Origin of the sequence: Corynebacterium sp. A21, from assembly GCF_052266655.1 — a bacterium.
Lineage (GTDB): Bacteria > Actinomycetota > Actinomycetes > Mycobacteriales > Mycobacteriaceae > Corynebacterium.
In genome coordinates this window covers 195,899-221,256 of the sequence record NZ_JBQPQY010000003.1, presented here as the reverse complement: position 1 = coordinate 221,256, position 25,358 = coordinate 195,899, and the positions used below count along the sequence as shown (strand labels likewise).

General features: G+C 63.0%; 24 protein-coding genes. 12 read left to right on the top strand and 12 right to left on the bottom strand.

What is annotated here, in order from left to right; translation table 11 throughout:
* The first annotated feature begins 151 nt into the window (after positions 1-151).
* Positions 152-1,168 (top strand): hypothetical protein, encoded by a 1,017-nt coding sequence (locus tag ACTU46_RS07425; protein WP_443380612.1) that lies wholly within the window; start codon positions 152-154, stop codon positions 1,166-1,168.
* Positions 1,169-1,257: 89 nt separating this feature from the next.
* On the opposite strand, the gene ACTU46_RS07420 is transcribed toward ACTU46_RS07425, so the two are convergent.
* From ACTU46_RS07420 to ACTU46_RS07410, 3 genes are read right to left on the bottom strand one after another with little or no spacing between them, the layout of a single operon-like run.
* Entirely contained in the window at positions 1,258-3,615 is a 2,358-nt protein-coding gene (locus ACTU46_RS07420; RefSeq protein ID WP_443380611.1) for a GNAT family N-acetyltransferase, read from the bottom strand.
* Positions 3,612-4,928, bottom strand: a complete 1,317-nt coding sequence (locus ACTU46_RS07415) for a lysine N(6)-hydroxylase/L-ornithine N(5)-oxygenase family protein (protein WP_443380610.1) — start codon at positions 4,926-4,928, stop codon at positions 3,612-3,614. The genes ACTU46_RS07420 and ACTU46_RS07415 overlap by 4 nt, the downstream gene beginning before the upstream one ends.
* Positions 4,929-6,410: a pyridoxal phosphate-dependent decarboxylase family protein gene (locus ACTU46_RS07410; protein ID WP_443380609.1), complete on the bottom strand. Its 1,482-nt coding sequence runs from the start codon at positions 6,408-6,410 to the stop codon at positions 4,929-4,931.
* Positions 6,411-6,727: 317 nt separating this feature from the next.
* Here ACTU46_RS07410 and ACTU46_RS07405 point away from each other — a divergent pair, with 317 nt between their 5' ends.
* From ACTU46_RS07405 to rplE, 4 genes are all read left to right on the top strand, one after another.
* A complete protein-coding gene (locus ACTU46_RS07405; RefSeq protein ID WP_443380608.1) occupies positions 6,728-7,963 on the top strand; it encodes an MFS transporter in 1,236 nt (411 codons plus the stop codon).
* A gap of 284 nt (positions 7,964-8,247) precedes the next feature.
* Positions 8,248-8,616 carry a 50S ribosomal protein L14 gene (gene rplN, locus ACTU46_RS07400; RefSeq protein WP_443380607.1) on the top strand — a complete coding sequence of 123 codons (369 nt, stop codon included), beginning with the start codon at positions 8,248-8,250 and terminating at the stop codon, positions 8,614-8,616.
* Positions 8,617-8,931 (top strand): 50S ribosomal protein L24, encoded by a 315-nt coding sequence (gene rplX, locus ACTU46_RS07395; RefSeq protein ID WP_443380606.1) that lies wholly within the window; start codon positions 8,617-8,619, stop codon positions 8,929-8,931.
* Between the two features lie 2 nt (positions 8,932-8,933).
* Positions 8,934-9,512, top strand: a complete 579-nt coding sequence (gene rplE / locus ACTU46_RS07390) for a 50S ribosomal protein L5 (protein WP_443380605.1) — start codon at positions 8,934-8,936, stop codon at positions 9,510-9,512.
* A 198-nt stretch (positions 9,513-9,710) separates the two neighbouring features.
* Here rplE and ACTU46_RS07385 read toward each other — a convergent pair whose 3' ends face one another.
* Positions 9,711-10,085, bottom strand: a complete 375-nt coding sequence (locus tag ACTU46_RS07385) for a hypothetical protein (protein ID WP_443380604.1) — start codon at positions 10,083-10,085, stop codon at positions 9,711-9,713.
* Between the two features lie 153 nt (positions 10,086-10,238).
* Positions 10,239-12,497, bottom strand: a complete 2,259-nt coding sequence (gene betT / locus ACTU46_RS07380; protein WP_443380603.1) for a choline BCCT transporter BetT — start codon at positions 12,495-12,497, stop codon at positions 10,239-10,241.
* Positions 12,498-12,913: 416 nt separating this feature from the next.
* Between betT and ACTU46_RS07375 the strand changes: the two genes are divergently transcribed.
* A complete protein-coding gene (locus ACTU46_RS07375; RefSeq protein WP_443380602.1) occupies positions 12,914-13,699 on the top strand; it encodes a formate/nitrite transporter family protein in 786 nt (261 codons plus the stop codon).
* Here the strand turns inward: ACTU46_RS07375 and ACTU46_RS07370 are convergent.
* The 4 genes from ACTU46_RS07370 to ACTU46_RS07355 all read right to left on the bottom strand — a co-directional run bounded on the left by ACTU46_RS07370 (position 13,696) and on the right by ACTU46_RS07355 (position 17,899).
* Positions 13,696-14,313 carry an aldo/keto reductase gene (locus tag ACTU46_RS07370; RefSeq protein ID WP_443380601.1) on the bottom strand — a complete coding sequence of 206 codons (618 nt, stop codon included), beginning with the start codon at positions 14,311-14,313 and terminating at the stop codon, positions 13,696-13,698. The genes ACTU46_RS07375 and ACTU46_RS07370 overlap by 4 nt on opposite strands.
* 77 nt (positions 14,314-14,390) lie before the next feature.
* Entirely contained in the window at positions 14,391-15,242 is an 852-nt protein-coding gene (fdhD, locus tag ACTU46_RS07365) for a formate dehydrogenase accessory sulfurtransferase FdhD (protein WP_443380600.1), read from the bottom strand.
* Complete coding sequence (locus tag ACTU46_RS07360) at positions 15,243-17,555, bottom strand: FdhF/YdeP family oxidoreductase (protein WP_443380599.1); 2,313 nt, start codon at positions 17,553-17,555, stop codon at positions 15,243-15,245. It abuts the gene before it with no gap.
* A 53-nt stretch (positions 17,556-17,608) separates the two neighbouring features.
* Positions 17,609-17,899: a DUF6457 domain-containing protein gene (locus ACTU46_RS07355; protein WP_443380598.1), complete on the bottom strand. Its 291-nt coding sequence runs from the start codon at positions 17,897-17,899 to the stop codon at positions 17,609-17,611.
* A 407-nt stretch (positions 17,900-18,306) separates the two neighbouring features.
* Here ACTU46_RS07355 and rpsH point away from each other — a divergent pair, with 407 nt between their 5' ends.
* The 6 genes from rpsH to rplO are packed head-to-tail and all read left to right on the top strand — an operon-like array spanning position 18,307 to position 21,013.
* Positions 18,307-18,705: a 30S ribosomal protein S8 gene (rpsH, locus tag ACTU46_RS07350; RefSeq protein WP_443380597.1), complete on the top strand. Its 399-nt coding sequence runs from the start codon at positions 18,307-18,309 to the stop codon at positions 18,703-18,705.
* A gap of 16 nt (positions 18,706-18,721) precedes the next feature.
* The gene (rplF, locus tag ACTU46_RS07345) at positions 18,722-19,258 is read left to right on the top strand and encodes a 50S ribosomal protein L6 (RefSeq protein ID WP_443380596.1); all 537 of its coding nucleotides are present in this window, start codon (positions 18,722-18,724) and stop codon (positions 19,256-19,258) included.
* Between the two features lie 2 nt (positions 19,259-19,260).
* The gene (gene rplR, locus ACTU46_RS07340) at positions 19,261-19,668 is read left to right on the top strand and encodes a 50S ribosomal protein L18 (protein ID WP_443380595.1); all 408 of its coding nucleotides are present in this window, start codon (positions 19,261-19,263) and stop codon (positions 19,666-19,668) included.
* A 43-nt stretch (positions 19,669-19,711) separates the two neighbouring features.
* A complete protein-coding gene (gene rpsE / locus ACTU46_RS07335; RefSeq protein WP_443380594.1) occupies positions 19,712-20,371 on the top strand; it encodes a 30S ribosomal protein S5 in 660 nt (219 codons plus the stop codon).
* A 2-nt stretch (positions 20,372-20,373) separates the two neighbouring features.
* Entirely contained in the window at positions 20,374-20,559 is a 186-nt protein-coding gene (rpmD, locus tag ACTU46_RS07330) for a 50S ribosomal protein L30 (protein WP_443380593.1), read from the top strand.
* A gap of 4 nt (positions 20,560-20,563) precedes the next feature.
* Positions 20,564-21,013: a 50S ribosomal protein L15 gene (rplO, locus tag ACTU46_RS07325; RefSeq protein WP_443380592.1), complete on the top strand. Its 450-nt coding sequence runs from the start codon at positions 20,564-20,566 to the stop codon at positions 21,011-21,013.
* A 785-nt stretch (positions 21,014-21,798) separates the two neighbouring features.
* Here rplO and ACTU46_RS07320 read toward each other — a convergent pair.
* Genes ACTU46_RS07320 through ACTU46_RS07310 form a run of 3 tightly spaced genes read right to left on the bottom strand, consistent with a single transcriptional unit; the run spans position 21,799 to position 25,327 of the window.
* The gene (locus tag ACTU46_RS07320; RefSeq protein ID WP_443380751.1) at positions 21,799-23,289 is read right to left on the bottom strand and encodes an aldehyde dehydrogenase family protein; all 1,491 of its coding nucleotides are present in this window, start codon (positions 23,287-23,289) and stop codon (positions 21,799-21,801) included.
* 14 nt (positions 23,290-23,303) lie between these two features.
* Positions 23,304-24,041: an HD domain-containing protein gene (locus tag ACTU46_RS07315; protein WP_443380591.1), complete on the bottom strand. Its 738-nt coding sequence runs from the start codon at positions 24,039-24,041 to the stop codon at positions 23,304-23,306.
* Positions 24,038-25,327 (bottom strand): NAD(P)/FAD-dependent oxidoreductase, encoded by a 1,290-nt coding sequence (locus ACTU46_RS07310; RefSeq protein WP_443380590.1) that lies wholly within the window; start codon positions 25,325-25,327, stop codon positions 24,038-24,040. Before ACTU46_RS07310 ends, ACTU46_RS07315 begins: the two co-directional genes overlap by 4 nt.
* Positions 25,328-25,358: the final 31 nt, after the last annotated feature.

The window sequence follows — 25,358 nt, the reverse complement described above, 5'->3', positions numbered from 1 at the left end:
ACCCGGGCCGCGAGAAATTGCTCACCTGGGTGGGGCTTTCGCATGCCCGGTCCCAGATCCGGGTTAAACTGCGAGCTATAAAGAAGAACTTGTTTGTGTGGAGGGAAAGCGTCCGGGTCGGAGGTCTGGGATGAGAAGTGCAGCAAAGCTGATGATCCTTCTCCTTGGCGTCAGCATCGGATGCGTGGTCCTCGTCCTGGGAATGGCGCTGGTGCCGCTGCTCGGCCTGAGCTGGGAACTCGAGCGGGTGGAGCAGGAGGCTGCGAGGAAGTCCGACTCTGTCCTGGTGGGCCCCGACAAGAACGCGGCCCTGGCCGATGGACAGGCGTTACACACCGAGATCATTGATCATCTGGAACGGAAACACCGGGGCAAATTCGGCCACAATATCTTCATCAACCAGGAGAGCGCGAGCCTGGAGATGGAGGTGTTCTTCCTCGACGGAGTCATGGATGAATCACAACTTCTCCCGCTCTGGGAATACCTCTCCGAAATGCAACCCAAGTTCGCGGAGAACAACTGGCAGCTGGATCTGCGGACGCAGGTGCTGACCGAGCATGGCGAGGTGGCGGTTACCGGCTTCGCTGGTCAGCGGTGGGCGGAGTTGAGCCGGGTACTGGAACAACCGGTGGTGGACGGAGCCCGGATCAGCATCGACCTGGCCACCAACACCGCCACCCTGGACTGGGATGAATCCGGAATCAGCGACTGCGGCCCGAACCCGACGGAGCGGGGGCCCGAGTTTTTCAGCGCCGCGATGGAGCACTCGAGTTCTCTGCTCAAGGGACTGGGGTGGAGCAGCGAGCAGTCACCGGGGCTGATCTTCACGGCGGACGGCTGCGGCGGGCAGCTGAGCCTGCATGGGGAACTGGTCAACGGGGAGCGCGCGGCGAAGCTTGCGGCGCTGTCTGAGGTATATGAGGCGGCGGAGCGCCAGGCCAGGGTCAAGCGGATGTGGATCATCGCGGACCATCTGCCACCGGCGGGGGAGGAGCACACCGACGGGCGGGGTGAACTCTCGGTCCGGGTGGTGTCCCCGGATGGTTCATCGCCCGGTGCTGAGTTCATCGAAGTGCTGGGGCCGGAGTTGCAGGAGCAGTGGCGCTACGGCTCCCTCAGCCTGAACGGGTTCCTCATGGCCGGGCCGAACGGTTCGGCAGCGGGCTGAATCACAATCTCCTCCGCTGCTGCGGGACATAATGCAGGAACACCCGGGCCCCGCTCAGGGGTCCGGGTGTCAACCGGGGTACGGCAGAGTCAGTGAACCTTCAGCGGCTCAGTCCGGGTGGCCGAGAACAGCGGGTTCGGCATGTCCCCGGCGTAGAGCAGGGAGGAGTTCTGGTCACCCAGGTTGACCATGGCCGTGGGGTCCCGCAGCTGCAGGCGGTTCAGACAGGAATGCCGGAAGGTAGCCGCCAGGATCGGCAGGGTTCCGGTGTCCTGGGCGGCGATATAGTTCCGGCAGACCCGCCAGAACTCGGCCTCGGGCAGGATCCCGTGATCGTCTAGCAGCGCCGCGAGGTGACGGAGCACCCCGTCGAGCACGTCGGTCTGTACCGAAAGCGCCCGCTGGGCGTCATCGAGGTCGCCGAAGTCCGCCTGGATTCGGGTGATCTCCGTGGGCAGCTCACGGTCCCGGTTGACCACCGCAACCTCCTCCCCGAGGTCCTTGAAGAAGGACCCGACAGGCAGTCCTTCGCGGAGCTCGAGAATCACATTTTCCCCGTGCGGCATGAACACCACGTCGTGGTGCACCAGACTGCGGATGACGGGGTAGAGGTAGACCTCCAGCAGGGCGTGGAGCCACTGTGCGGCATCGACTCCGGAACGTTGGATCCATTCCCCGACCAGCGGTGCGCCTGCAGCGTCCACATGCAGTACCGCAGCCAGGGTCACCGCGATGGAGTCGGGGGCCAGCATCGGGACCGGGGACTCCCGCCACAGCGCCGAGAGCATCTTCTGGTGCCCACCCGGCTCCGCGGCACCCTTATCGACGGCCGCGTGATAGACGTCACCGGTGAAGCCGACGCTGGCGACCTCCCGGATGAACCGGACATTGCGTGCCGCGATGCCCGGGTCCGCGCCGACGGTGGACATCAGCCAGTCATTCACCGCCGGGGTGTCCCCCATGTACTTTGGCGACAGCCCCCGGAGGAAGCCCATGTTGCGCACCGCCACCGCGGTCTTGACATAGGCGGCCTCCGGTCGACTCTGGTTGAAGAAGGTGCGCAGTGACTGTTGCGGGCGGAAGATGTCCGGGCCGGTACCCAGGTAGACCAGGTCCCGGTGCACCAGATTCGTGGCAAAGCTGGTGGTTACCCGGTTCTCCCACTGCCAGGGGTGGACCGGCAGGGGCACATAGTCCCCGCCGAGTTCCCGGAGCCGCTCCCACAGGTGCGTCCCCATCTGTTCCTGCAGGAACTCCTCCGGCACCAGACCGGCCACCGCGCCACGGACACACATCTGCCGCCGTGCGGCCAACCAGACCAGCTGGGTGGGGCGCCCCAGTTCCGGGGCCCAGGCCACGAGATCCGCCTCGCTCATTCCGCCGCGACCGGCATTGGCGAGGAATCCGGGGTGCCCCTCGGTCATCGAGGCCTCCACGTACTGCAGGTGACGGGCCTGGTCCCGGGGGCCCTTCACCTGGACCTGCGCCAGTTCCGCCGAGCTCGGTCGCCCCGCCGCCAGGTTTCGGGCTCTGCCGGCGAGGGTGGCCTGCAGCTCCTCCAGGTAGATCGGGAGGAACTCCGCGGTCAGGCCGAGGTCATCGGCAGCCGAGACGATCAGGTCAACCAGGCGAAGCAGCTGGCCGTTCTCCGCCTCGATGCTGGCCGGGTCCACACTCAGGTGCTCGAGTTGATGAGCCCGCGCCCGGAACCGGATAGCTCGGTCCCCGAAGACCACCCGGTAGTTGCCCGCCGTCAGCTCGGTGACGGTGAGCAACCGCTCGTGGACGAACTCCCGGATCGCCTTCGCGATCAGCTCCCGCTCCGCCCGTTCCCCGGAGCTGAGCAGATGGGTGTCCTGGGAATGCCGCTGTTCCGCGACTGCCAGCCCCGCCAACTGGGAGGCCCGGAACCTGGCTGCGGTGCAGACCTGGATCCGGGCGTGCTTCCCACCCAGGTCGGTGTCGCCGAGCCCCGGCACATCCCGGAAGCCGGCCCGTTCATTCTTGGCGTGGACAGCCGTGTTCCGGACATCCGGTTCGACGAGCACCCGGGTGTGGGCCCGGACGTCGACCAGCCAGCGCAGCAGTGCCGCGAAGAGCGCATCAGTCAGGCCGGGGAGCGGGGCATTCTCCGCCGGTGACACCAGCAGGTGGATGCCGATGTCACCCTGGTGGAGCTGCAGGTGCCCGGCCAGCGGGGACTGCGCCGGCTCGTAGGTCTCGGCCAGAGCGACCGGGCTTCCCTTAAGCTCCAGCAGCCAGGCCTCGGCATTCGCTGAGTCGGCGATGGACCGGTACTCCCGGTTGATATCTTCCTCGCTGGCTCCTAGCGCACCCCAGAATGCCGATTTGGGGTGGGTGATCCAGCGGTGCAGCAGGTGGGTGTCCTGAGCCGGGTTCACCGGTCGGATGCGGATGCTGCCGCAGGTGGTGAGGATGGTGTTCACAGTCCGGTACCTCCGAAAGTCTGGTGGGCGATGTGCCGCTCGATGGGGTAGACCTCACGGCCCATGATCTGGGCGAGGATCACTGAATTACGCCAGGGTCCCATCCCCAGATCCGGGGCGGATAGGGCGTGGGTGTGTTCCTCGGCGTTCTGGACAAAAAGAGTTCCGGCTTCGTCGATCTCGAAATCCAGGCCGACGGCCAGGCGCTGCTGCTCATCGAAACGGATGTGCCCGGCGGCCGGAGCCAGGAAGGCAGGCAGTCGTGGTGGCCGGTAGCCGGTGGCGAGGATGACCACCTCGCTGGCGTGGACCCCGCTGCGGCCCGACTCCCGGTGCGCCAGCTGCAGGCGGTGCCGCCCGGTGGAACCGTCGGTGGGTTCGGCCTCAGGCGCCCAGCTGGCGCTGACCCCGGTGCACAACGTGGTGTCGAGCTGCTTGCCCAGGCTCAGCCGGTCCAGGTTGTCGTAGATCTCATTGATGAGGTCCGGGGAGATTCCCTTGTGCAGGTTGCGCTGGAAGAGGTTGAGTTCATCGCGCTGCTGTTCGGGCAGACCATGGAAGTATCCGGTGTATTCCGGGGAGGTCATCTCCAGGGTCAACTTGGTGTACTCCATGGGGAAGAAGCGTGGGGAACGGGTGAACCAGTTCAGTCGGTGCCCCTTCTCCGCCGCCGGGTCCATCAGGGCGCGGTAGATTTCTGCGGCGGACTGCCCGGAGCCGATGACCGTCACGGATTCGGCGGCCTCGATCTCCGCGCGGTGGTGCAAGAACTCCGAGGAATGCCAGACGCCGGGGACCTCCAGGGCCGCCGCGAGCGGCTCCGGGACGTGGGGGGTGGTGCCCACCCCGGAGACCACGTGGTGGGCCAGGATGCGGCGGGAGCCGGCGGCGTCGAGAAGCGTCACCTCCCAGAGCTCGCCCCGGCGCTCCACCGAGGCGACCTCGGTGTCCCAGACCGTGGTGCTGAGTTGGGAGTCGACCCAGGCGCAGTAGGCGGAGTACTCCGAGCGCAGGGGATAGAAGTTCTCCCGGATGTAGTAGCGGTGGATCCGCTTGTTCAGCTTGAGGTAGTTGAGGAAGGAGTAGACGCTGGTGGGATCCGCGAGGGTGACCAGGTCCGCCAGGAAGGGCACCTGGATGGTGGCCCAGGGCAGCATCATCCCCTCGTGCCAGATGAATTCCGGTCGGCGGTCGAAGAAGACCGCCCGCAACTCCCCAGAATCCACCAGCGGCTGGGCGAGGGCGGCCAACCCCAGGTTGAAGGGGCCCAGCCCGACCCCGACCAGATCATAGATTTCGGTGTGCTCGGCCATTTAGTGCTGCTCCTCCAGGATGTCCGCACCGGCGGTGATGACGTGGTCGATGACGGTGGCAATGCTCTCCGGTGTCATCTGCGGGTCCAGCATGGTGAACTTCAGGCAGGTTTGACCCCGAAAGGTGGTGGTGGCGATGATCACCTCCGCAGAGTCGAAGAGCCGGTCACGGATGGCGAGGTTTCCGGCGGCGCGGTGCGAGAAGAGCACCGTCGACAGCTGGGGTTCATCCAGCAGCTCCAGGCAGTCCTGTGCCCGGATCTGCTCGGCGGCGTTCTGCGCCAGGTCACAGCAGCGGTCGAAGGCCTCTCCCAGGCACTCCGCGCCCAGGGTGCGCAGCGTGACCCACAGCTTGAGGGCGTCAAAGCGCCGGGTGGTCTGCAGGGAGACATCCGCGAGATTGAGGCGCTCGGAGAACTCCGGGTTCAGGTAGTCCGCGAACCAGTTCACGTGGGTCAGGTCGGTGGCATTGCGGAAGATGATCGCGGAGCAGGCCACCGGCTGGAAGAAACCCTTGTGGAAGTCGACGGTGACGCTGTCTGCGAGGTGGATGCCCACCAGCCAGTTCCGGCGCGCCGGGGAGACCAGCAGGGCCCCACCATAGGCGGCGTCGACATGCAGGTGGACCCGGTGGCGGGAACAGATCTCGGCGATCTCCGGCAGGGGATCGATCGCGCCGCGGTCGGTGGTGCCGGCGGTGGCGACGACGACCGCCGGGAGATCCCCCTGATGCTCGGCCTCACGCAGTGCCTGCTCCAGCTTGTTCGGATCGATCCGACCCCGCTCATCCTGATCCACCTTGACCAGAGCGGACTCGTCGAGGCCGAGCAAGTGTGCGGCCCGGGCGACGGAGTAGTGGGTGTTACCGGTGGCGAAGAAGCGCAGTTTGGAAAACACCTGGGAACGGGAAGGCGCAGTCTCCTCCGACAGCGCCCGTTTGATCGCCTTCTCCCGGGCGACGAGCAGCGCCTGCAGATTCGACTGGGTGCCACCCGAGGTGAACACGCCATCGGCGTTGGTGCCGCTCCGGACACCGGTGGGGAAGCCGATCTGTGCTGCGGTCCACCGCAGCAGCCGCTTCTCGATCAGTGCGGCGGAGGTGGCCTGGTCCCAGGACTCCACCGCGGTGTTGACGGTGGTGGCCAGCACTTCGGCGGCGATGGCGGGGACGGTGACCGGGCAGTTCAGATGGGCGATGTAGTTGGGGTGGTGGTACCAGACCGCGTGGTCCAGCCAGACCTCACGGAGTTCTTGCAGGGCCTGCCCGAGATCACCGGTCGGTTGCGCCAGATCAACCGAGTCGATCTGGAAGCCGAGCTCGGGACGGGAACGGGGGGAGCGCGGGCGGTCGGCCTCGCGGAGGTATTCGGCACATAACTCGCTCGCCATGGCGAGCGCGGATTGGAGTCTGCCGGTGTCAGCACCAACCAGATGTGGGTTGAGCGTACCGGTGGGGGTTGCTTGTTCTCGGGTATCTAGCATGTCGGCAATCATAGGAAGGTTAGCCTTAGTTAACTTAAGGGTAGCCTTGGTGTAGTTTTGGAAAAGGATGTCGATATGCTTTCTGAACTGCGCATTCACAATTCCGAGAAAATTCCGGAAGTGGGGCCGAAAGGGGTGAAACGGGTGTGATTCCGGGGGGAAGTCCCTGCGGCACTCCCTTCTGGCGGGGACTTCGGCGGTGTCGATGGGCGGCGGCGTTTCAGGGGTGGGCGAGGTACCGTGGGCGCTGCCGCGGCAGGTCCGGACTAGCATCTGGGGAGGTACCCGATCGCTTCAGCCGGAAGGTGGACAACTGCATGAGTCAGGCACAGTCGCAGGGAAGTGCCGCCCGGGGCGGTCGGCCGGCCATTCCGGTGGTTCTGGCCTTCCTTGCGGTGTTCGTGGCGGCGATCAATCTGCGCCCGGCGATCGCCTCCCTGGGCGTGGTGATCACCGATATCACCGAACACTTCGGTGCCGGTGGCGCCGTGGCCGGCATCCTGACTGCTCTGCCCGGTTTCTGCTTCGCCATCTTCGGCATCGTTGCGGTGCCGTTCTCCCGGCGAATCGGGCTGACCGCGACGATGACCGTGGGTATGGCGATCAGCCTGGTGGGCGTGGGGCTGCGTCCCTGGGTGGGCAATATCTGGGCGTTCATCCTGCTCACCGGTTTCGTGGTGGCCGGAATCGCGGTGGCCAATGTGCTGCTGCCCGCCTGGATTAAGCTGCACGGCGCGAAGAACTGGGTCGCCCTGACCACGATCTATACCGCGGTGCTGGGGCTCGGCGGGGCGCTCGGCCCGCTTTCGGCGCTACTTTTCGACGGCGTGAACGCCTGGCAGTGGATCATCTTCATCTGGGTGGCCCCCGCCGCGCTTCAGCTGATCATCTGGGTACCGATCTGGCTGCGCACCCGCAATGACTTCCCCCGCGCCGATCCCGAGGCCGTCAAGGTGCCGAAGGTCTCGATGTGGAAGTCGCCGACCGCGGTGGCGCTGATGATCTTCTTCGGGATGCAGTCCATGAACGCCTATATCCAGATGGGCTGGGTGCCCACCATGCTTATCGACGCCGGGGTAGACAAGGACAAGTCCAGCATCGCGGTGGCGATGCTCGGCATCTTCGGCCTGATCGGCGGCCTGGTGGTGCCCACCCTGATCGCGCGGGTCCGTAACTTCCAGTTCTTCCCCCCGCTCTTCGGGGCGCTGACCATCGCCGGATACCTCGGCCTGATGCTGGCCCCGGCCCAGGGGTGGCTGCTCTGGGCGGTCTTCCTCGGCATGGGCGGGTTCTGCTTCCCGACGGCCCTGGCGCTGATTCCTTCCCGGACCGTCAGTCCGGCGATTACCGCGCAGCTCTCCGGCTTCGTGCAGCCGGTGGGCTATCTTTTCGCCGGTGTCGGCCCGCTGCTGGTGGGAGCCGCCTACGATGCACTCGGGGGATGGACGGTTGTCCTGGTGGTGCTCAGTGCGACCGCGGTCCTCAAGGGGTGGCTTGGTTTCCTGGCCGCCCGCAACCGCAGCGTCGACGATGAGCTCGGGCTCGCCAGCTGAGCGGGGCCTGCTTCTCGGCCCGGTTGTGCCGGGATCCTGAGGTTCTGGGCAGGTTGAGGGATTTGCGTATCTGCCTGCGCTTATGGTTGACTGTTTCAGTCGCTTGTCCAAGGTCGGTCCGTAGTGCGTTTCCGAACTGCAGCCCGAGACCCTTCGACACGGTGTGACCTTCGGGTTCACCTTTGTTCGTTGCTCTTTATGAGTGGCAGGCGAAGAAGCAGTACAGACCGCGTGCGTTCGGGACGGAAATCCGACGCACATACAACCAGGTCAGGAGACCAGTAGTGATTCAGCAAGAATCGCGTCTGAAGATCGCCGACAACACCGGTGCACGAGAGATTCTGTGCATCCGCGTTCTCGGCGGTTCGACCCGACGTTTTGCTGGCATTGGTGACACTATCGTCGCCACTGTCAAGGAAGCAGCACCCGGCGGCAACGTCAAGTCTGGCGAAATCGTCAAGGCTGTCATTGTCCGCACCAAGAAGGAGACCCGTCGTGCAGACGGCTCCTACATCTCTTTCGATGAGAACGCAGCTGTTCTCATCAAGAGCGACAGCGAGCCCCGTGGTACCCGTATCTTCGGCCCCGTCGCTCGTGAGCTTCGTGACAAGAAGTTCATGAAGATCGTCTCGCTGGCACCGGAGGTAATCTAAATGAAGATCCATAAGGGCGACATGGTCGTCGTCATCTCCGGCCCGGACAAGGGTGCGAAGGGCAAGGTCATTAAGGCCTTCCCGACCACTGAAAAGGTCCTGGTCGAGGGTGTCAACCGCATCAAGAAGCACGTTGCAAACTCCGCTCCCGAGCGTGGCGCCGAGTCCGGTGGCATCGTGACCCAGGAAGCACCGATCCACGTGTCCAACGTGGCTGTGCTGGATTCCGACGGAACCCCGACTCGCGTCGGCTACCGCTTCGACGAGAACGGCAAGAAGATCCGTGTCTCGCGTCGTAACGGGAAGGACATCTAAGCATGAGCGAGAACTACACCCCCCGTCTGAAGACCGTCTACCGCGACGAGATCAAGGGCAAGCTGCAGGAAGAGTTCTCCTTTGAGAACGTCATGCAGATCCCGGGTCTGACCAAGATTGTGGTCAACATGGGCGTCGGCGACGCTGCACGTGACTCCAAGATGATCAACGGTGCTCTCGAGGACCTGACCCTCATCACCGGTCAGAAGCCGCAGATGCGTCGTGCCAAGACCTCCATCGCGAACTTCAAGCTCCGCGAAGGTATGCCGATCGGCGCAAAGGTCACCCTGCGCGGCGACCGCATGTGGGAATTCCTGGACCGTCTGCTGACCGTGGCTCTGCCGCGTATCCGCGACTTCCGTGGTCTCTCCGACCAGCAGTTCGACGGCCACGGTAACTACACCTTCGGCCTCACCGAGCAGACCATGTTCTACGAGATCGACGTGGACAAGGTTGACCGCCCGCGTGGTATGGACATCACCGTCGTCACCACCGCGACCAACAACGACGAAGGCCGCGCACTGCTGCGCAACCTCGGCTTCCCCTTCAAGGGCGAAGACGGCACCCGCCAGCAGGTCTAGTCTTTCAGGTTGAACTCTCTGTGCCTTTGATGGCCTGAGCGTTGAGCGCTTAAAGCCCTCCCCCACCCGGAATCCCGGGTGTGGGAGGGCTTTTTCGTGCCTAGAGAAGCTCCTGGCACTGTCCTGAATCTCGGTTGGCCCTGCCGTGCCCACGCCCAGCAGACGCGGGAATTGGCCTGCTAGACGGATGACAGGATCTCACCTTGGAATCTGGGGTGCCGGCGAGGGGTCAGGGTTGAGCCATGAAACGAGCAGGCTCAGCAGAAAGAGGAGGATCAGGAGCACCAGGCCGAGAACCGGGCCGATGAGGCCCCAGATATTGATCGGGTTCGCGGATTCGATGATGAGCAACCAGACCCAGGAGCCCCACCCGCTGAGGAGGAGAAGGCCCGGGACTAGGTTCAGAACTTTTAGAATCAGCTGAGTTCTGAGGAGGAAGGGCAGCAGCATTCCGAGCAGGGATACTACTGTCGCGAGATACCATACCCAGCGTCCCCCAATATTTGATTCGCCCCACATCAGCCAGAGAAAAGACAGCTGAGCCAGGGTGCACAGCAGCAGTAGCGTACGCATGGGACCGATACTAACAAAGCCAAGTGGCTTCCAGTCTGGGATCTGTCTGCATGCTCTCGGAGATCCGGGAAGTAGAACCGCCCGGCGACATCACCGAAACTGAGGTGATGTCGCAGGGCGGGGCGTCGATAAGCGCGGGGAGGGCCGCGGGGTTTAACGCGGGTCGGACTCCTGGCCGTCGGCTTCCACGACTGGGACCTCCGCCGGTGCCAAGATCACCGGCGGGGTGATCACAGTGTCGGTCAGCGCCTCAGCGGAGTAGCTGAGGAAACTGAGGTGGGCTTCGAAACGGTCGAGCACGTCATCGATGACCTGCTGCTGGGAGACGCCGTAGAGATCGTAGCCTTCGGAACCGGTGTGGGTGTACACCTCGAGGCGGAAGTATTTGTCCGTCCTGGGTGCGGGGCGGGCGCCGAAGGTCGGCACCGGTGTCGAGATCGCCACGATGTGGTAGAGGAAGCCTCGCTGGCCGGGGATGTCGACGCGGAAGATGTGTTCCGCGATCCCGCTCTCGGTGTCCGCGAGCTCGTCCAGAGCGGCCTGGTAGCCCTGGTTCCGGAACTCGGCGGCGACGGTGGACATGGCCGGGGCGATCGTCTTGTTGACGTAGCGGTTGACGGCCTTGTCATCCGGGTAGGAGCGGATGCTGGACAGCCGTTGCCGGAGGGTCCGCTCTGGAGCGTGACCACCGGTGGTGGCCTCGCTGCGACGGCGTCGGACATGGCCCTCGCGGTCGGCCTTCTCCATGCGTAGCGCCCGGGAGAAGGAGAGCATCACCAGGTAGGCGACGATGGTCACCGGTAGCGCGAATATGAGAGTGGCGTATTCCATGGTGACCACACCGCCGGACATCAGCATGGCGATGGTGAGCAGGGCGGTGACGATAGCCCAGAAGATGCGTAGCCACTTCGGGCCGTCCTCCTCCGGGTTGGGGGTGGAGGAGGAGAAGTTCGACATGACCATGGCGCCGGAGTTGGCGGAGGTCAGGTAGAAGAGCAGACCGGAAAGGGTGGCCAGCCCGACCAGGAACATGGCACCCGGGAACATCTGGAGCAGGTCATACCAGCCCTGTTCCGGGTTGTTGATGGCGGTTTCCGCGAAGTCCATGTTGCCGTTGATGACAACTTCGTAGATGGCGCTGTTGCCGAAGAAGGAGACCATCACCAGGTCGCAGAGGACCGGGGCGGTAATTGCGGCAATGACGAACTCACGCAGGGTGCGGCCGCGGGAGATCCGGGCCAGGAAGAGACCGACGAAGGGACCCCAGGCGAGCCAGAACGCCCAGAAGAAGAGGGTCTCGCCGGACATCCACTCGCCACCATCTGGTTGGTAGGCCATGGTTTGGGTGATGCGCTGCGGCATGGTCGCAATGAAGCGGCCGATATTCTCAATCAGGGAGTTGAGCAGGAAGGCGGTCTGTCCGGTGACCAGGATGTAGAGCATCATGGCCGCGGCGACCCAGAGGTTGAGTTCCGAGATCAGGCGGATGCCCTTGTCCACGCCGGAGGAGGTGGCCGCGATGGTCATCACGACGGCGACGAGTACCAGGGCGATCTGCAGTCCGAGTCCCTGGGGCAGGCCGAAGAGGATGGAGAAACCGACGTTGAGCAGGACGACACCGATACCCATGGAGGTGGCGACACCCATGACGGTGCCCACCAGGATGATGATGTCGAGCGCGTCGCCGGCGGGGCCCCGGACACGCTTACCCAGCAACGGGTAGAGAGCGGCGCGGATGGACAGCGGCATTCCCCAGCGGTAGGCGAAATAACCCATGGCCATGCCGAGCAGAGCGTACATCGACCAGCCTGCCATGCCGTAGTGGAACATCGTCCAGATGACGGAGTCCTGCAGCGCGGCAGCGCTCTGTGGTTCGGCATTCGGTGGGGTGAGGTAGTGACTGATCGGGCCGGTCACCGAGTAGAAGAGCATATCGATGCCCACACCGGCGGCGAAGAGCATGGCCACCCAGGTGAAGAGTTTGTACTGCGGGCGGGAGTGGTCCGGACCCAGTCGGACGTTGCCTTCCTTGGAGAACGCGACCCAGATGACGAAGCAGATCACCACGGTGACGGTGAGGACGTAGAACCAGCCGAGGTTATTGCCGATCCAGGAGACGATGGTCTGCATCGTTGTGGCGGCATGGTCCGGGGTGATGATCGCCCAGAGGGAGAAGGCGATGATGATCGCCGAGGAGATGATCAGCACCTGCCAGTTGATCTTGATGCCGCTCTCGTCGACGACCTCGGCGCGGCCCTGGGCCATTTCGGCGCTGGATTTCGGGGGTCGGTTGGACTCCCTTTCGACCTGCACCGGCTTCTTGGTCCGCTGGCTACCGCCGAGCTTCTCCCTGTCAACCTTTGGTCTGGATCGTTCGTTATCGATGGGATTCTGGTCCGGAGACTCAGCCATTCGCACACTCTCTTTCCATTGTTCGGTTATGAGGAAAACGAGCGCCTTCCTGGCTGACAGTAAAAGAAGAATGTAGTTAACTGTGCAGGCCAGCGGCGCATCAGACACCGAAATGATAGTACGAAATGCGTGACTTGTATAGCGTTCATGGCGTTTAGCTATGAATCCAGCCAAGAAAGGTAATTGCCTATAAGTCCAGCGCATCAGACATGTTCGGCAGCCCTTCGGACCTGTTCCCACTTTAGCTAAATGTGCCTAATATCACCACGCAACCTCCTTGTGTAGTGCAATTTTTCAGGCTACCGAAGGCTGGTCGGCAGCGGGGAAGTGTCCGGAAAATAGGTCATATCAATGTTAGGGTGAAGCCGGAACACAGCTGTAATGCACCTGAAGAGCGCGAACAGAGAAGAGCCACCGTGAGTTTGAATGACACCGTTGCAGGGGTGATCAATAAGAAGTCAGACCTGTACTCCCATGATTTCTGGCGCTTTGTGGTGCGCGCGATCCTCGCAGGTGTCTACCTGACCATCGGCACGGCCATGGCAGCAGTGGTCGGTCAGGGAGTGGAGGATCTGGCCCCGGGAATGGGCTCGATCACCTTCGGTTTCCTCTTCTTCATCGGCTTGTTCTGCATCATCCTGCTCGGTGCGGAACTCGCGACCGGCAATATGATGTATCTGGTCTATGGTGCGATCCAGAAACAGATTGGCTGGTGGCGGGCCTTCCGGATTCTGACGGTAACCACCATTTTCAACCTGGTCGGTGCAGTGATCGTGGCCTTCCTACTCGGCCAGGCGCGGATCTTCGAAGCCGTCGGCCCGGACCATCTGCTCTCCGTGCTCTCCCAGGGCAAGCTCCTCAAAGATGCCGGTCAGCTGCTCATTGAGGCGATCCTGGCCAACTTCGTGGTCAACATGGGCATTGTCGGCGCCACCCTCATCAAAGAATGGGTGGGCAAGTTCTTCATGTTGATGTTCGTGATCGGCTCCTTCGTTATCCTGGGACTGGAGCACCTCATCGCGAACTTCTCACTCTTCTCGCTGGTCTTCTTCAGCGCGGACCCGATGATCACGGAAATGACCATCGGGAATGTCGCCCTGAACTGGGTGGTGGTGTTCATCGGCAACATCATTGGCGGCGGCGTCCTCATGGGCGGGGCCTACGCCTGGCTGAACAAGGGGCGCGACAGCTACCGGGACTAAAACTCCTCGTATTCCGCCGGGTCCTGGTTCCACAGGCGGCTGGGTGCGGCGCCCAGCGTGTTCACTGCGGCAACGGCTTCCGCCGAAAGCTGCTTATCGACGCTCGCGAGGTTCTCCCGCAGCCGTTCCGGCGAGGTGGAGCGCGGCAGCGGGACAGTGCCCAGCGAGGCGTGCCAGGCCAGGATCTCCGGCTGCGGGAACCGTGGGTGCAGCTCCAGCTGGTTGACTTCTGGCCGCACCCCGGTGCGGGCCTCGAGCTCTTCGACGTCCTCGGGCAGGAAATTGGAGACGCCGATGTGGGAGACCAGGCCCTTGTCGCGGGCGTCGATAAGCGCTTCCCAGGCACCCACGAACTGCCCCTGCTTCGGGTTGGGCCAGTGGATCAGATAGAGATCGAGATAATCCAGGCCGAGCCGGTAGCGGGATTCCTCGATGCTGGCCTTCGCCTCGGCGGGATCATGGTGGCGGCCGGGTAATTTGGAGGCCACGATCAACTCGGAACGTTCCACCCCGGAATCGCGGATCGCCTTCCCGACCGCGCCTTCATTGTCATAGTTGAAGGCGGTATCGAGCAAGCTGTAACCGGCATCGATGGCCTCGCGGATGACCGCCACCCCGGCGGCACCACGCAGGCTATAGGTTCCGAGACCGAACTTGGGCAGGGAAATTTTCGCATGCCTATGCCACGATATTAGACACTTCCCGCGGTAACTGCCGCCGGTGTCAGGGCACCGGAGTAGAGATTGAAACGCTCGCCCCGGGTGAAACCGGTCAGTGCCATGCCCGCTTCCCGGGCCAGCTCCACCGCCAGGGAACTGGCTGCTGAGACCGCCACCAGGGCGGGGAACCCCGCCATCACAGCCTTCTGTACCAGTTCAAAGGATGCTCGGCTGCTCATCACCAGAATCAGATCCTTGGCAGGCAATTTATCCGCCAGCAACAGAGCCCCGATGACCTTGTCGGCGGCATTATGGCGACCGATATCTTCCCGGATGACCACCGGATCACCACTCAGGGTAAAGGCCCCAGCGGCGTGAATGCCACCGGTGCGCTTGAAGGCCTTCTGACCCTCCCGCAGCTTCTCCGGCAGCCCGATGATCACCTGTGGGTCCAGCTCCACCGGCTCGATCGGGTGGGCCTGCTTGCCCATGATCTGCTCGATGCTGGTGGAGCCGCACACCCCGCAGGCCGAGGTGGTGGTGACCTTACGGATGAACTCCGGCCCCGGGGCCTTCACCCCGCGGGCCAGGTCCACCTCGAGCAGGTTATAGGTGTTCTTGCCCTCAGCATCGGTGCCGGAGCAATAACGGGCCTCCTGGATATCCACCTTTGAGGCGATCAGACCCTCGCCGTGGAGGAAACCGTGGATCAACTCGATATCATCGCCCGGGGTGCGCATGGTGGTGGTCAGCGTAGTGCCGTTGACCTTCAGCTCCAGGGGTTCCTCCACCGCGACGGTATCGGCCCGGGTGTCGGTGGCATGGCTACCGTCACCATTGACTGTGACGCGGGTGACCGCAAAATTCCGGGTGATCCGACCCATTTACTTGTCCTCCTTGACCGGCTGGTCCTCCGCACGCTTGCCCAGCGGCTCCAGGCGCACGACCACGGACTTGGAGACCGGGGTGTTGGACCTTTCGGCCACCGCATCCATCGGCACCAGGACATTGGCCTCGGGGAAATAGGTGGTCACACAATCCTTGGCGGAGGAGTACTCCACGACGCGGAAGTTCGGGGCGCGGCGCTCTTCACCTTCGAAGACGGAGACGATATCCACCAGGTCGCCGTCGCGCAGACCACGCTCCTTGCAGTCCTGCGGGTTGACGAAGACCACGCGGCGACCGTTCTTCACACCACGGTAGCGGTCATCCAGACCGTAGATGGTGGAGTTGTACTGGTCGTGGGAGCGCACCGTCTGCAGCAGCAGATAGCCCTCGGGTAGGTCGATGACCTCGGTCTGGTTGATGCTGAGCTGGGCCTTACCGTTCAGGGTGTTGAACACCCGCTCGCGGGGGCCATTCGGCAGGGCGAAGCCGCCGGGGGTCTGGATGCGCTTGTTGTAGTGTCCGAAACCGGGGAGGGTGGCCTCGATGTGATCACGGATCACACCGTAGTCATCGATCATCGGCAGCCAGTACTCATCGCCGAAGGCCTCATGGCCGATCCTGCCGATGATCTCCGGCTCAGACTGCAGGTTCAGGTCCTTATTGGCCTTGCGCTTACCGACGGACGCGGAGACGATGCCGGCGGAGTTCTCCACCGTCAGCTGCTGCCGGCCGGTGGCCTGGATATCCTCATCGGTGCGGGCCTTGACGGGCAGGATCAGGGACTTCTCGCCGGGCCAGGCATGGGAACCATTTGGTTTGGTGGACAAGTGCACGGTCAGCTCCTGCTGACTCATGGCCTTCTCTATCCGGGAGGTGTCTGAGGCCACGCGCACCAGGTTGCCGCCGAGCGACATGAAGAACTTGGTCTTTCCCTGCCACATCGCACGCAGTGCGTCGACGGTGTCCAAGCCATCCTCGCGGGGGACATCGAAATCGAAACGATCCTGCAGCGCCTGCAGGAAAGGCTCCGGCATCTTCTCCCAGATGCCCACGGTGCGGTTGCCCTGCACATTGGAGTGGCCGCGCAGCGGGGCGGTACCGGCACCCGGCTTGCCCATGTTGCCGGTGAGCAGCAGGAAGTTGATGATCTCCCGGATGGTGTACACCGCATTCTTGTGCTGGGTGACACCCAGGGTCCAGCTCACGATGGCACTGCTGGAGTTCTCGACCATGTCCGCGGCGGTCTTGATCTCCTTCATCGTCAGGCCACAGCCGCGCAGCAGCTCCGTGTCATCGAGGCTGTTGAGATGGGCGATGGTTTCCTCGACACCGGAGCAGAACTTATCCAGGAAGTCATGATCGATGGCATCGCGGCGGATCAGCTCCCGGTTCAGCGCCTGAAAGAAGGCACGGTCGCCGTCGAGCCGGATCTGCAGATACTCATCAGCCAACTTCTCCGACATGCCCAGCGCACCCTTGAGAGACTGCGGTTCGGCGAAGGCCATCAGGCCGGTCTCCGGAATGGGATTGATGGCCAGGATCTTGCCGCCATTGGCCTTGCACTTGGTGAAGGCGGTCAGGGCGCGCGGATGGTTGGTGCCCGGGTTCTGCCCCACTGAGATCAGCAGGTCGGTGATGTAGAAGTCATTCATGGTCACCGAACCCTTGCCCAGACCGACGGTCTCGGACAGGGCGGTGCCGGTGGACTCATGGCACATATTGCCGCAATCCGGCAGGTTATTGCTGCCATGGCGCCGGGCTAGCAGGCCGAACATATAGGCGGCCTCATTGGAGGCACGGCCGGAGGTGTACCAGATGGCCTCCGCCGGCTCAGTCTGCTTCAACTGCGCGGCGATGACGCGGTAGGCCTCCTCCCAGCTGATCGGGCGATAGTGCTCATCGCCGGAGGAACGGTCATAGATCAGGGGAGTGGTGATGCGACCCTGCTTGCCCAACCAGTGGTCGGTCTTGCTCCGCAGGTCCTGCACGGAGTGCTGTGCCCAGAAATCGACATCGGCCCGGTCCGGGGTGGTTTCCTCGGCGATCGCCTTCGCGCCATTCTCGCAGAACTCCACGATGCCCAGGTCACCCTGCGCCGGCTCCGGCCAGGCACACCCCGGACAATCCACACCACCATGCTTGTTCATGTCCAGCAGCGAGGTGATGCCGTGTGCGGGCACCGCATGCTGCAGGGCATGGATGACCCCGGGGATGCCGGCCGCCGACTTCGCTGGCTTGGTGATCTTGGGGTTATCGAACTCATTGGCGGTGGGGTTGACTGAGGAAACCTGGACCGGGGGAGTAGTCATAGCCCCACTGTAGCTGCAATGAAAAGTCGGTCCAGCCGGCCCGCAAGGCTGTGTTAGGCCTGTTCCAGGAGGTTCAGGACCTGCCGGATATTCTCCCGGGACTTATCGACGGCCGCCTCGGGCCCGGCCTCGGTCGTCAGGGCCCGGCCACTGGCCAGCCCCACCAGGAAAGCAGTGAGTGGGGCGGCCGGACGGGAGGGGCCATGTGCGACATCGCGGGTGAGATCAAGCAGATCCTTCATCAGGGCCTGGATCACGGTCGGGTCCTGGCCCAGCTCGGTGGAGACACTCTGTAGCCAGGCGTGGGCGTTCGCCAGGCTCGGATCGGACTTCTCTGCACTCATTGTTGGGTTGCTCCCTATATATGCGGTGTTCCGGCGTTCTCGGGGGATGTCGCCGGGAGGGCTGGCTTTTAGCATATCTTCGCCTGGCAGGCGTGCTGAGGTGGCGGTGGGGGAGGGGATTTCGTGAGTTTTGGCGCGATGAGCAGGGATTTTGTTCTCCGGGGTTGGGCGGGTAACGTTGGCCAACGGACTCGTGCGCATTTTAAGAAATTGACGTGTGCCGCCGAGACTGCCAGAACATCTGAATTCAACTTTGTTATAGGCCCCCCGCCACTATGCGGACCGTGTGACATAAGAGCAGCGAGCGCCCCAGGCTATTGAGCCTGGGGAGCGTGAAGTGGCTCAAAACACACGGAAAACGCTCAGGTGGGTAGGGAACCCTAACGAGAAAGGTACCGGTCACCTCTATGACCATGACTGATCCCATTGCCGACATGCTGTCGCGCGTGCGCAACGCAAACCATGCGCACCATGACACCGTGTCGATGCCCTCTTCCACGCTGAAGGTCAACATTGCGGAGATCCTCAAGCAGGAGGGCTACATCGCTTCCTACACCGTCGAGGAAGAGAAGGTCGGCAAGACCCTCTCCCTCGAGCTGAAGTACGGCCCGTCCCGTCAGCGTTCCATTGCTGGCGTGCGTCGTGTTTCCAAGCCGGGTCTGCGTGTGTACACCAAGTCCACCAACCTGCCGCAGGTCCTCGGCGGCCTGGGCGTGGCGATTATCTCCACGTCCCAGGGTCTGCTGACCGATCGCCAGGCTACCGAGAAGGGCGTAGGCGGAGAAGTCCTCGCCTACGTCTGGTAAAAGGGAGGATTGAACTATGTCGCGTATCGGTAAGAACCCGATTGCCATCCCGTCCGGCGTTGAGACCAAGATCGACGGTCAGTTCATCGAGGTCAAGGGCCCTAAGGGCACCCTGTCTCGTGAGCTGCCTGCTCCGATCAGCGTCGCAGTCGCCGAGAACGAGATCCAGGTCTCCCGTCCGGATGACCACCGCAAGAACCGTGCACTGCACGGCCTGTCCCGCTCGCTCGTCAACAACATGGTTGTCGGCGTGACCGAGGGCTACACCATCAAGATGGAAATCTTCGGTGTCGGCTACCGCGTCCAGGCCAAGGGTAAGAACCTCGAGTTCGCCCTGGGTTACAGTCACCCGGTCCTCGTTGAGGCTCCGGAGGGCATCACCTTCGCCATTGACGGAAACACCAAGTGCTCCGTCACCGGTATTGACAAGCAGCAGGTCGGACAGATCGCCGCTAACATCCGTCGTTTGCGGAAGGACGATCCCTACAAGGGTAAGGGCATCCGCTACGAGGGTGAGCAGATCCGTCGCAAGGTCGGAAAGACGGGTAAGTAAGCATGAGCAACAACGCAGAAACCACAACGAAGCGCACTCCGGTCGGCAAGGACATCTCGACTCGTCGTCGTGTCGCACGCTCCCGTCGTCACTTCCGTATTCGCAAGACCCTTCGCGGCACCCCCGAGGCACCGCGCCTGGTCATTCACCGCAGCTCCCGTCACATGCACGCACAGCTGATCGACGATCTCGCCGGTCACACCGTTGCTGCAGCCTCCACCATTGAGGTCGACGTCCGAGCACTCGAGGGCGACAAGAAGGCCAAGGCAGCCAAGGTCGGTCAGCTCATTGCTGAGCGCGCCAAGGCAGCCGGCTTCGAAGCTGTCGTTTTTGACCGTGCGGGCTACAAGTACCACGGCCGCGTTGCTGCGCTGGCCGATGCCGCACGCGAAGGTGGTCTGAAGTTCTAATGATGATCACCAGCACCCAGAACATCTACGGAAGGAACGCGTAATGCCGGGACGTGAACGGCGTGACGGCGGACGCTCCGCCGACCAGAGTCAGAGCGCCAGCAACACCAACGCCAACAGCGGCAACAAGAACGATCGTGGCGGCCGCCGCAACGATCGTGACCGTCGCAACAAGCAGGAAGACGAGCGCTCGCAGTACATTGAGCGCGTTGTCACCATCAACCGTGTGTCCAAGGTCGTCAAGGGTGGTCGTCGCTTCAGCTTCACCGCTCTGGTGATCGTGGGCGACGGCAAGGGCATGGTCGGTGTCGGTTACGGCAAGGCCAAGGAAGTTCCGGCAGCTATCCAGAAGGGTTCGGAAGAGGCTCGCAAGAACTTCTTCCGCGTCCCGATGGTCGGCGGAACCATCACCCACCCGGTCCAGGGCGAGGCTGCAGCTGGCGTTGTCATGCTGCGTCCGGCTTCCCCGGGTACCGGCGTCATCGCCGGTGGCGCTGCACGTCCGGTGCTTGAGTGCGCTGGCGTCCAGGACATCCTGTCGAAGTCCCTGGGCTCCGACAATGCCATCAACGTCGTCCACGCTACTGTGGCCGGCCTGAAGCAGCTGGTCCGCCCCGAAGAGGTCGCCGCACGTCGCGGTAAGACCGTCGAGGAAGTTGCCCCGGCTCGTATGCTGCGCGTTCGCGCAGGGCAGGAGGCATAACCATGGCTCTGAAGATTACGCAGAAGAAGGGCCTGGTCGGTACCAAGCCCATGCACCGCTCTAACATGCAGAGCCTCGGCCTCCGTCGCATCGGCCACAGCGTTGTTCAGCCCGACACCGCAACGGTGCGCGGCATGGTCAACGTGGTGCGTCACCTGGTCGTCGTCGAAGAAGTGGCGGGAGAGTAAAAACATGAGCGATCCCATTAAGCTCCACGATCTGCGCCCCGCAAAGGGCGCAAACAAGCAGAAGCACCGCGTTGGTCGCGGTGAAGCAGGCAAGGGCGGCAAGACCGCCGGCCGTGGTACCAAGGGCACCAAGGCTCGCAAGCAGGTTTCGGCCGCTTTCGAGGGTGGCCAGATGCCGCTTCACATGCGTCTGCCGAAGCTCAAGGGCTTCAAGAACCCCAACAAGGTCACTTTCCAGGTCATCAACGTTTCTGACCTCGAGAAGGCCTTCCCCCAGGGTGGCGACATCACTGTCGCTGAGATCGTTGCAGCGGGCCTCGTGCGCCCGAAGCAGCCGGTCAAGGTTCTCGGTAACGGCGACCTCGGCGTCAAGCTGAACGTCACCGCCACCAAGTTCTCCACCTCCGCAAAGGAAAAGATCGAGGCCGCTGGCGGCTCGATCACCGAGGCCTAATTCTTTAGGACTCACTCAAGGACCTTCGGGTCCTGGTAGATCCCCCGGGATCAGCGCTCTAGTTCGCTAGGGTGCTGGTGTCGGGGGATTTTTCTATGGGTGGATGCGGGGCGGGTTCCGGGATCCTCAACCGTTTCGTGCGCGGGGCTTGGGATGATGGGCAAAATATGTGCAAGATGGTCGCTCGTGCCCTGAATTGGGAGTGATTTGTGGCGTTTTATATGTATTTTGCCACGGTAGGGATGTTGACTAACCACCAAATGCTGATTGGCAGCAAGGCGCTGATCGGGCAACCGTGTCTGAAGGCGGTGCCGGAAGCGTGAGCCACGGTGAATCCGTGCTGGCATATGCTCAGAAGGGGAGCGTGGGTCTGATGTTCCGTACTCATCGAAAGTGATTCGCCCGGCTCAGTAATGTAGAACTGGTGTGCTATAAATTGGTGATAGTATCCGAGCCGGAGTTTAGGATGCGTGCAGTGTCACCGGCATCGAGAGTCTGCTCTCCACCATTTCCCAGCTCACCATAGGATCACCTTGAAGCCCTCGTTTGAAATCCAGATACTCACCAAAAGCAGGTGGGAGACCATCGCTACCGAGACAAAGAAGAAGGACGCCAATAAAGCCAGGCGGCAGGCACGCTTCTTCTATCCGGTGGTTCGTATCGAGAAAGTCGCGTAGTCGCGCACCAAGGCCTTCCATCACCAGCTTCTGCTCGCTATAGGTGATCGAAAAACGGGAAGTAGCTGCCCACTCCGCAACTCCTTCCCACTCCTGTCCGTCAGACCATCACACCTGTCGGTGGATCGACTTATAGCTCAGATAAGCGCTCAGTCCTTCGATTCCGTACTCCACCCCCATGCCTGAATCGTGTCGGCCACCGAAGGGCGCGGAGTGGTTGGAGCCGAAGAAATTGATGCCGACTGAGCCGGAGTCAACCTGTCGGGCCACCTCAAGGGCACGCTGTTCATCCGTCCCGAAGACCAGGCCACCGAGTCCGAATTCGGTGTTATTGGCCAGTTTAATAGCCTCTTCAACACCATTTGAGTCATCATATTTCAGGATTACGATGACGGGCCCGAAGATCTCCTCCCGGCTAATGCGCATGTCCGGGGTGACATCGGCGAAGACGGTGGGTTCGATGAACACCCCGGCAGCCAAACCGTCCCCGAAGGTAGCAGCTTGGCCGCCGGTCACCGCACGTGCTCCTTCCGCGTGCGCGGATTCGATGTACTCCATCACAGTGGCGTATTGGGCGGCGCTGGCCACTGGTCCGAAGACGGTGTCTTCATCCAGTGGATCACCTTGCCTGCCTGCGGCGATGGCCGCAGCCACCGTCGATACCACCTCCTCATAACGTGAGGCCGGGGCGATGATCCGGGTGCTGATGTAACAAGTCTGCCCGGTGTTGCGCATGCAGGAACGGATCACCCGGGCGGCCAGCACGTCGAGGTCAACATCAGGAAGGACGATGGCGGAGGATTTGCCGCCGAGCTCCAAGGTCACCGGGCGCAGCAATTCCCCGCAGGCGGCGGCGATCTTACGCCCCACCGGGGTAGAGCCGGTGAAAGCGACCTTATCGATACCGTGATGGCGAACCATGGCATCACCGAAGCGGCCCGGCCCAGTCAGCAGGTTCACCACCCCTGCCGGAACCCCGGCGGCGGCTACTGCCTCGATGATGAAACGCAGCGAGAGCGACGTCGGGGAGGCTGGCTTGATGATGGTGGTGCAGCCCGCGAGTAACGCCGGCGCCAGTTTGATCACCACGAGGTTGATAGGAAAGTTCCAGGGGGCGATCAGTGCGCAGACCCCGATCGGATCCTTGTCCACCAGGGACTCTGCACCACCGGCGGGGAAGGGGCGGATATCCTCGGCATCCAACCAGACGGCCAGCCCTGCGAAGTAGCGGAAGATACCGGCGGCATTGGCGGCAGCCCCGCGAGTCTCGGAGATCGGGGAGCCGTTCTCCCGGGTGTTGGTCAGTGCCAGCACCTCGGCACGTTTCTCAATCTCATCGGCGATGCGTAGCAGGTATTCAGCGCGCTCGGCGGCTCGCAACCCGCTCCATGCCGGCAATGCGGTGCGGGCGGAATCCACTGCGGTGTCCAGTTCTTCGGTGGTAGCCGCCGGTACGGAGCCCCATTGCTCTCCGGTAGCGGGATCGACCACGGGGTTTCTCCCGGGTGCTGTTGCGGGTACCCACTGTCCATTGATGAAGAAATCGTTGACGTGAGTGTGGGGGAGGTCGAGCGCGGCGCGTCGGATCGCGGCGTTGATAAGCGGTGCGGTGTTCATCGCAGGACCTCCGTGCGCAGCAGCGCCTTGGCGCGGTCCAGGTCGGCGCGGCCCATCCGGTAGGCGGCCTCCGAGATCAGCTCGGGGATGATCTCCCGGTCGAGACGGTCCACATAATCCGCCGGATTCATGCCGAACCAGCTGGTGGAGGCCATGATTCCGGCGCGGTCGAAACGCCAGAGGCGGTCGGAGTCGCGGACCAGAGCATCCTCGAGAGAGTAGGCGACGTGGCGGGTATCGTGGCCGTCGATGATCTCGCAGACCTGCGCCACGAATTCGGTGTCGTAGCCGAGCGTCGGCAGCACCCGGCGGGCGACGTTGCAGCCCTCCGTCTCGTGTTCGAAGCGGATCGCCGCCTTGCGCCAGTCGCCTTGGAAACCCTCCGAGATGATGCGGGATTCGTCCACGTGTGCCCAGCCGGTGTCGTGCAGGATGGTTGCCACCATCACGAGCTCGCGATCCGCCTGCGGGTAGGCGTCGCAGAGCCGGGCAGCGTAGGCAGCGACGATCGGGAGGTGGATATCATTGGCGCGGGTCCGGGACTCCGGAATGATGGCCTGCCACAACTCGTCGAATCCGGTGGAGGGGGTATCACAGATGGGCTGGGTGTTCACCGGTCCCTTGGCCGAGACCGGCCGCTGCGGATAGCGCTGGGCAAAAGCCACGGCGCGGGGGTCATCGGCGTGAACACCGGGTTCTGCTTTTTCCCAAGCGGGTGTGATGCTGTTCGTCATGATGCGGCCTCCAGGTCCACGGCAAGCTTCTTCAATGGGATGGTGATATCGCCCGCCTGCTCGGCGGGAATATTCTGCCCCTTGGACAGGGCGGAACGCACCGCCATGAAGTCCAGGGGGGAGTTGATACAATCCGCGGCGATGATCTGGCCTTCGCGGTAGTAGAGCACCGCGAACTTCTGCTTGGCATCATCGCGGCGGATGAGGGTCCGGTCATAGCCCAAGGTCAGCCCGGCGATCTGAAGTTTCAGGTCAGCCTGATTAGACCAGAACCAGGGGATGCCAACATAGGCCTCGGGCTGCCCGACCAGGGAGTAGGCCGCGATTTTGGCGTGCTCGATGGCGTTGTTCACGCTTTCGAGGCGGATCCGCTCATCAGCGGGTGCGCCCGGGATCGGGTTGGGGATATTGGCCACATCGCCGATGGCCACGGTGGTGCCGTCAGAGGCCACCGCATGCGCGTCCACCACGATGCCGTTGTTCACCGCCAGCCCCAGCTCCTCGGCGAGTTCGGTGTTGGGGAGCACCCCGATCCCGACGATGACCAGCTGGGCCGGCACCACGGTGCCGTCCGCCAACTCGACTCCGCTGAGCTTGCCGTTTTCCCCGATGAACTGCGTGATCCGGGCATTCAGCTTGATGTCGATGCCGCGCTCCCGGTGGGCGTTGAGGAAGTATTCGGCGGTGTCTTCACCGACCGCCCGACCGATCAGCCGGGGGCCATGTTCCAGGACCGTGGTGTTCTTTCCCAAGTCATGGAGGGAGGATGCGGCCTCGAGCCCGATGAATCCACCCCCGATCACCACGGCATCGTTGACGGAACCGATCATGGATTTCAGGGCCAGGGCATCATCGGCGTTGCGCAGATAGGTCACGCCCTCGAGCTGCGCGCCAGGCAGATCCAGCTGGCGGGGTCGGGCACCCACCGCCAGCGCCAGGCGGCGAAAGGGGTGCCGGCTGCCATCAGTGCCGAAGGCGATGCCGGAGCCAGCGCTGTTCTTGTCGATGGTGTCGATCCGCACCCCCTTGACCAAGGTGATGCCATTGTCAGCCCAGTACTCATTGGAGCGGAAGATCAGCCGTTCCTTGTCGATCTTGTCCTGCAGAAACTCCTTGGATAGCGCGGGGCGCTGATATGGGCGGTGGTCCTCCTCCCCGAGCAGCGTGATCGCTTCGGTGAAGCCGAGGCCGCGCAGTGAGACGGCGAGCTGCACCCCGGCCTGGTTGGCGCCGATGATCAACAACCCGGTTTCTGGCGTGCTCTTGGACTCAACAGTGATGGTCATGGTTTCTCCCTCGTTGCTCAGCCGGCGGCCG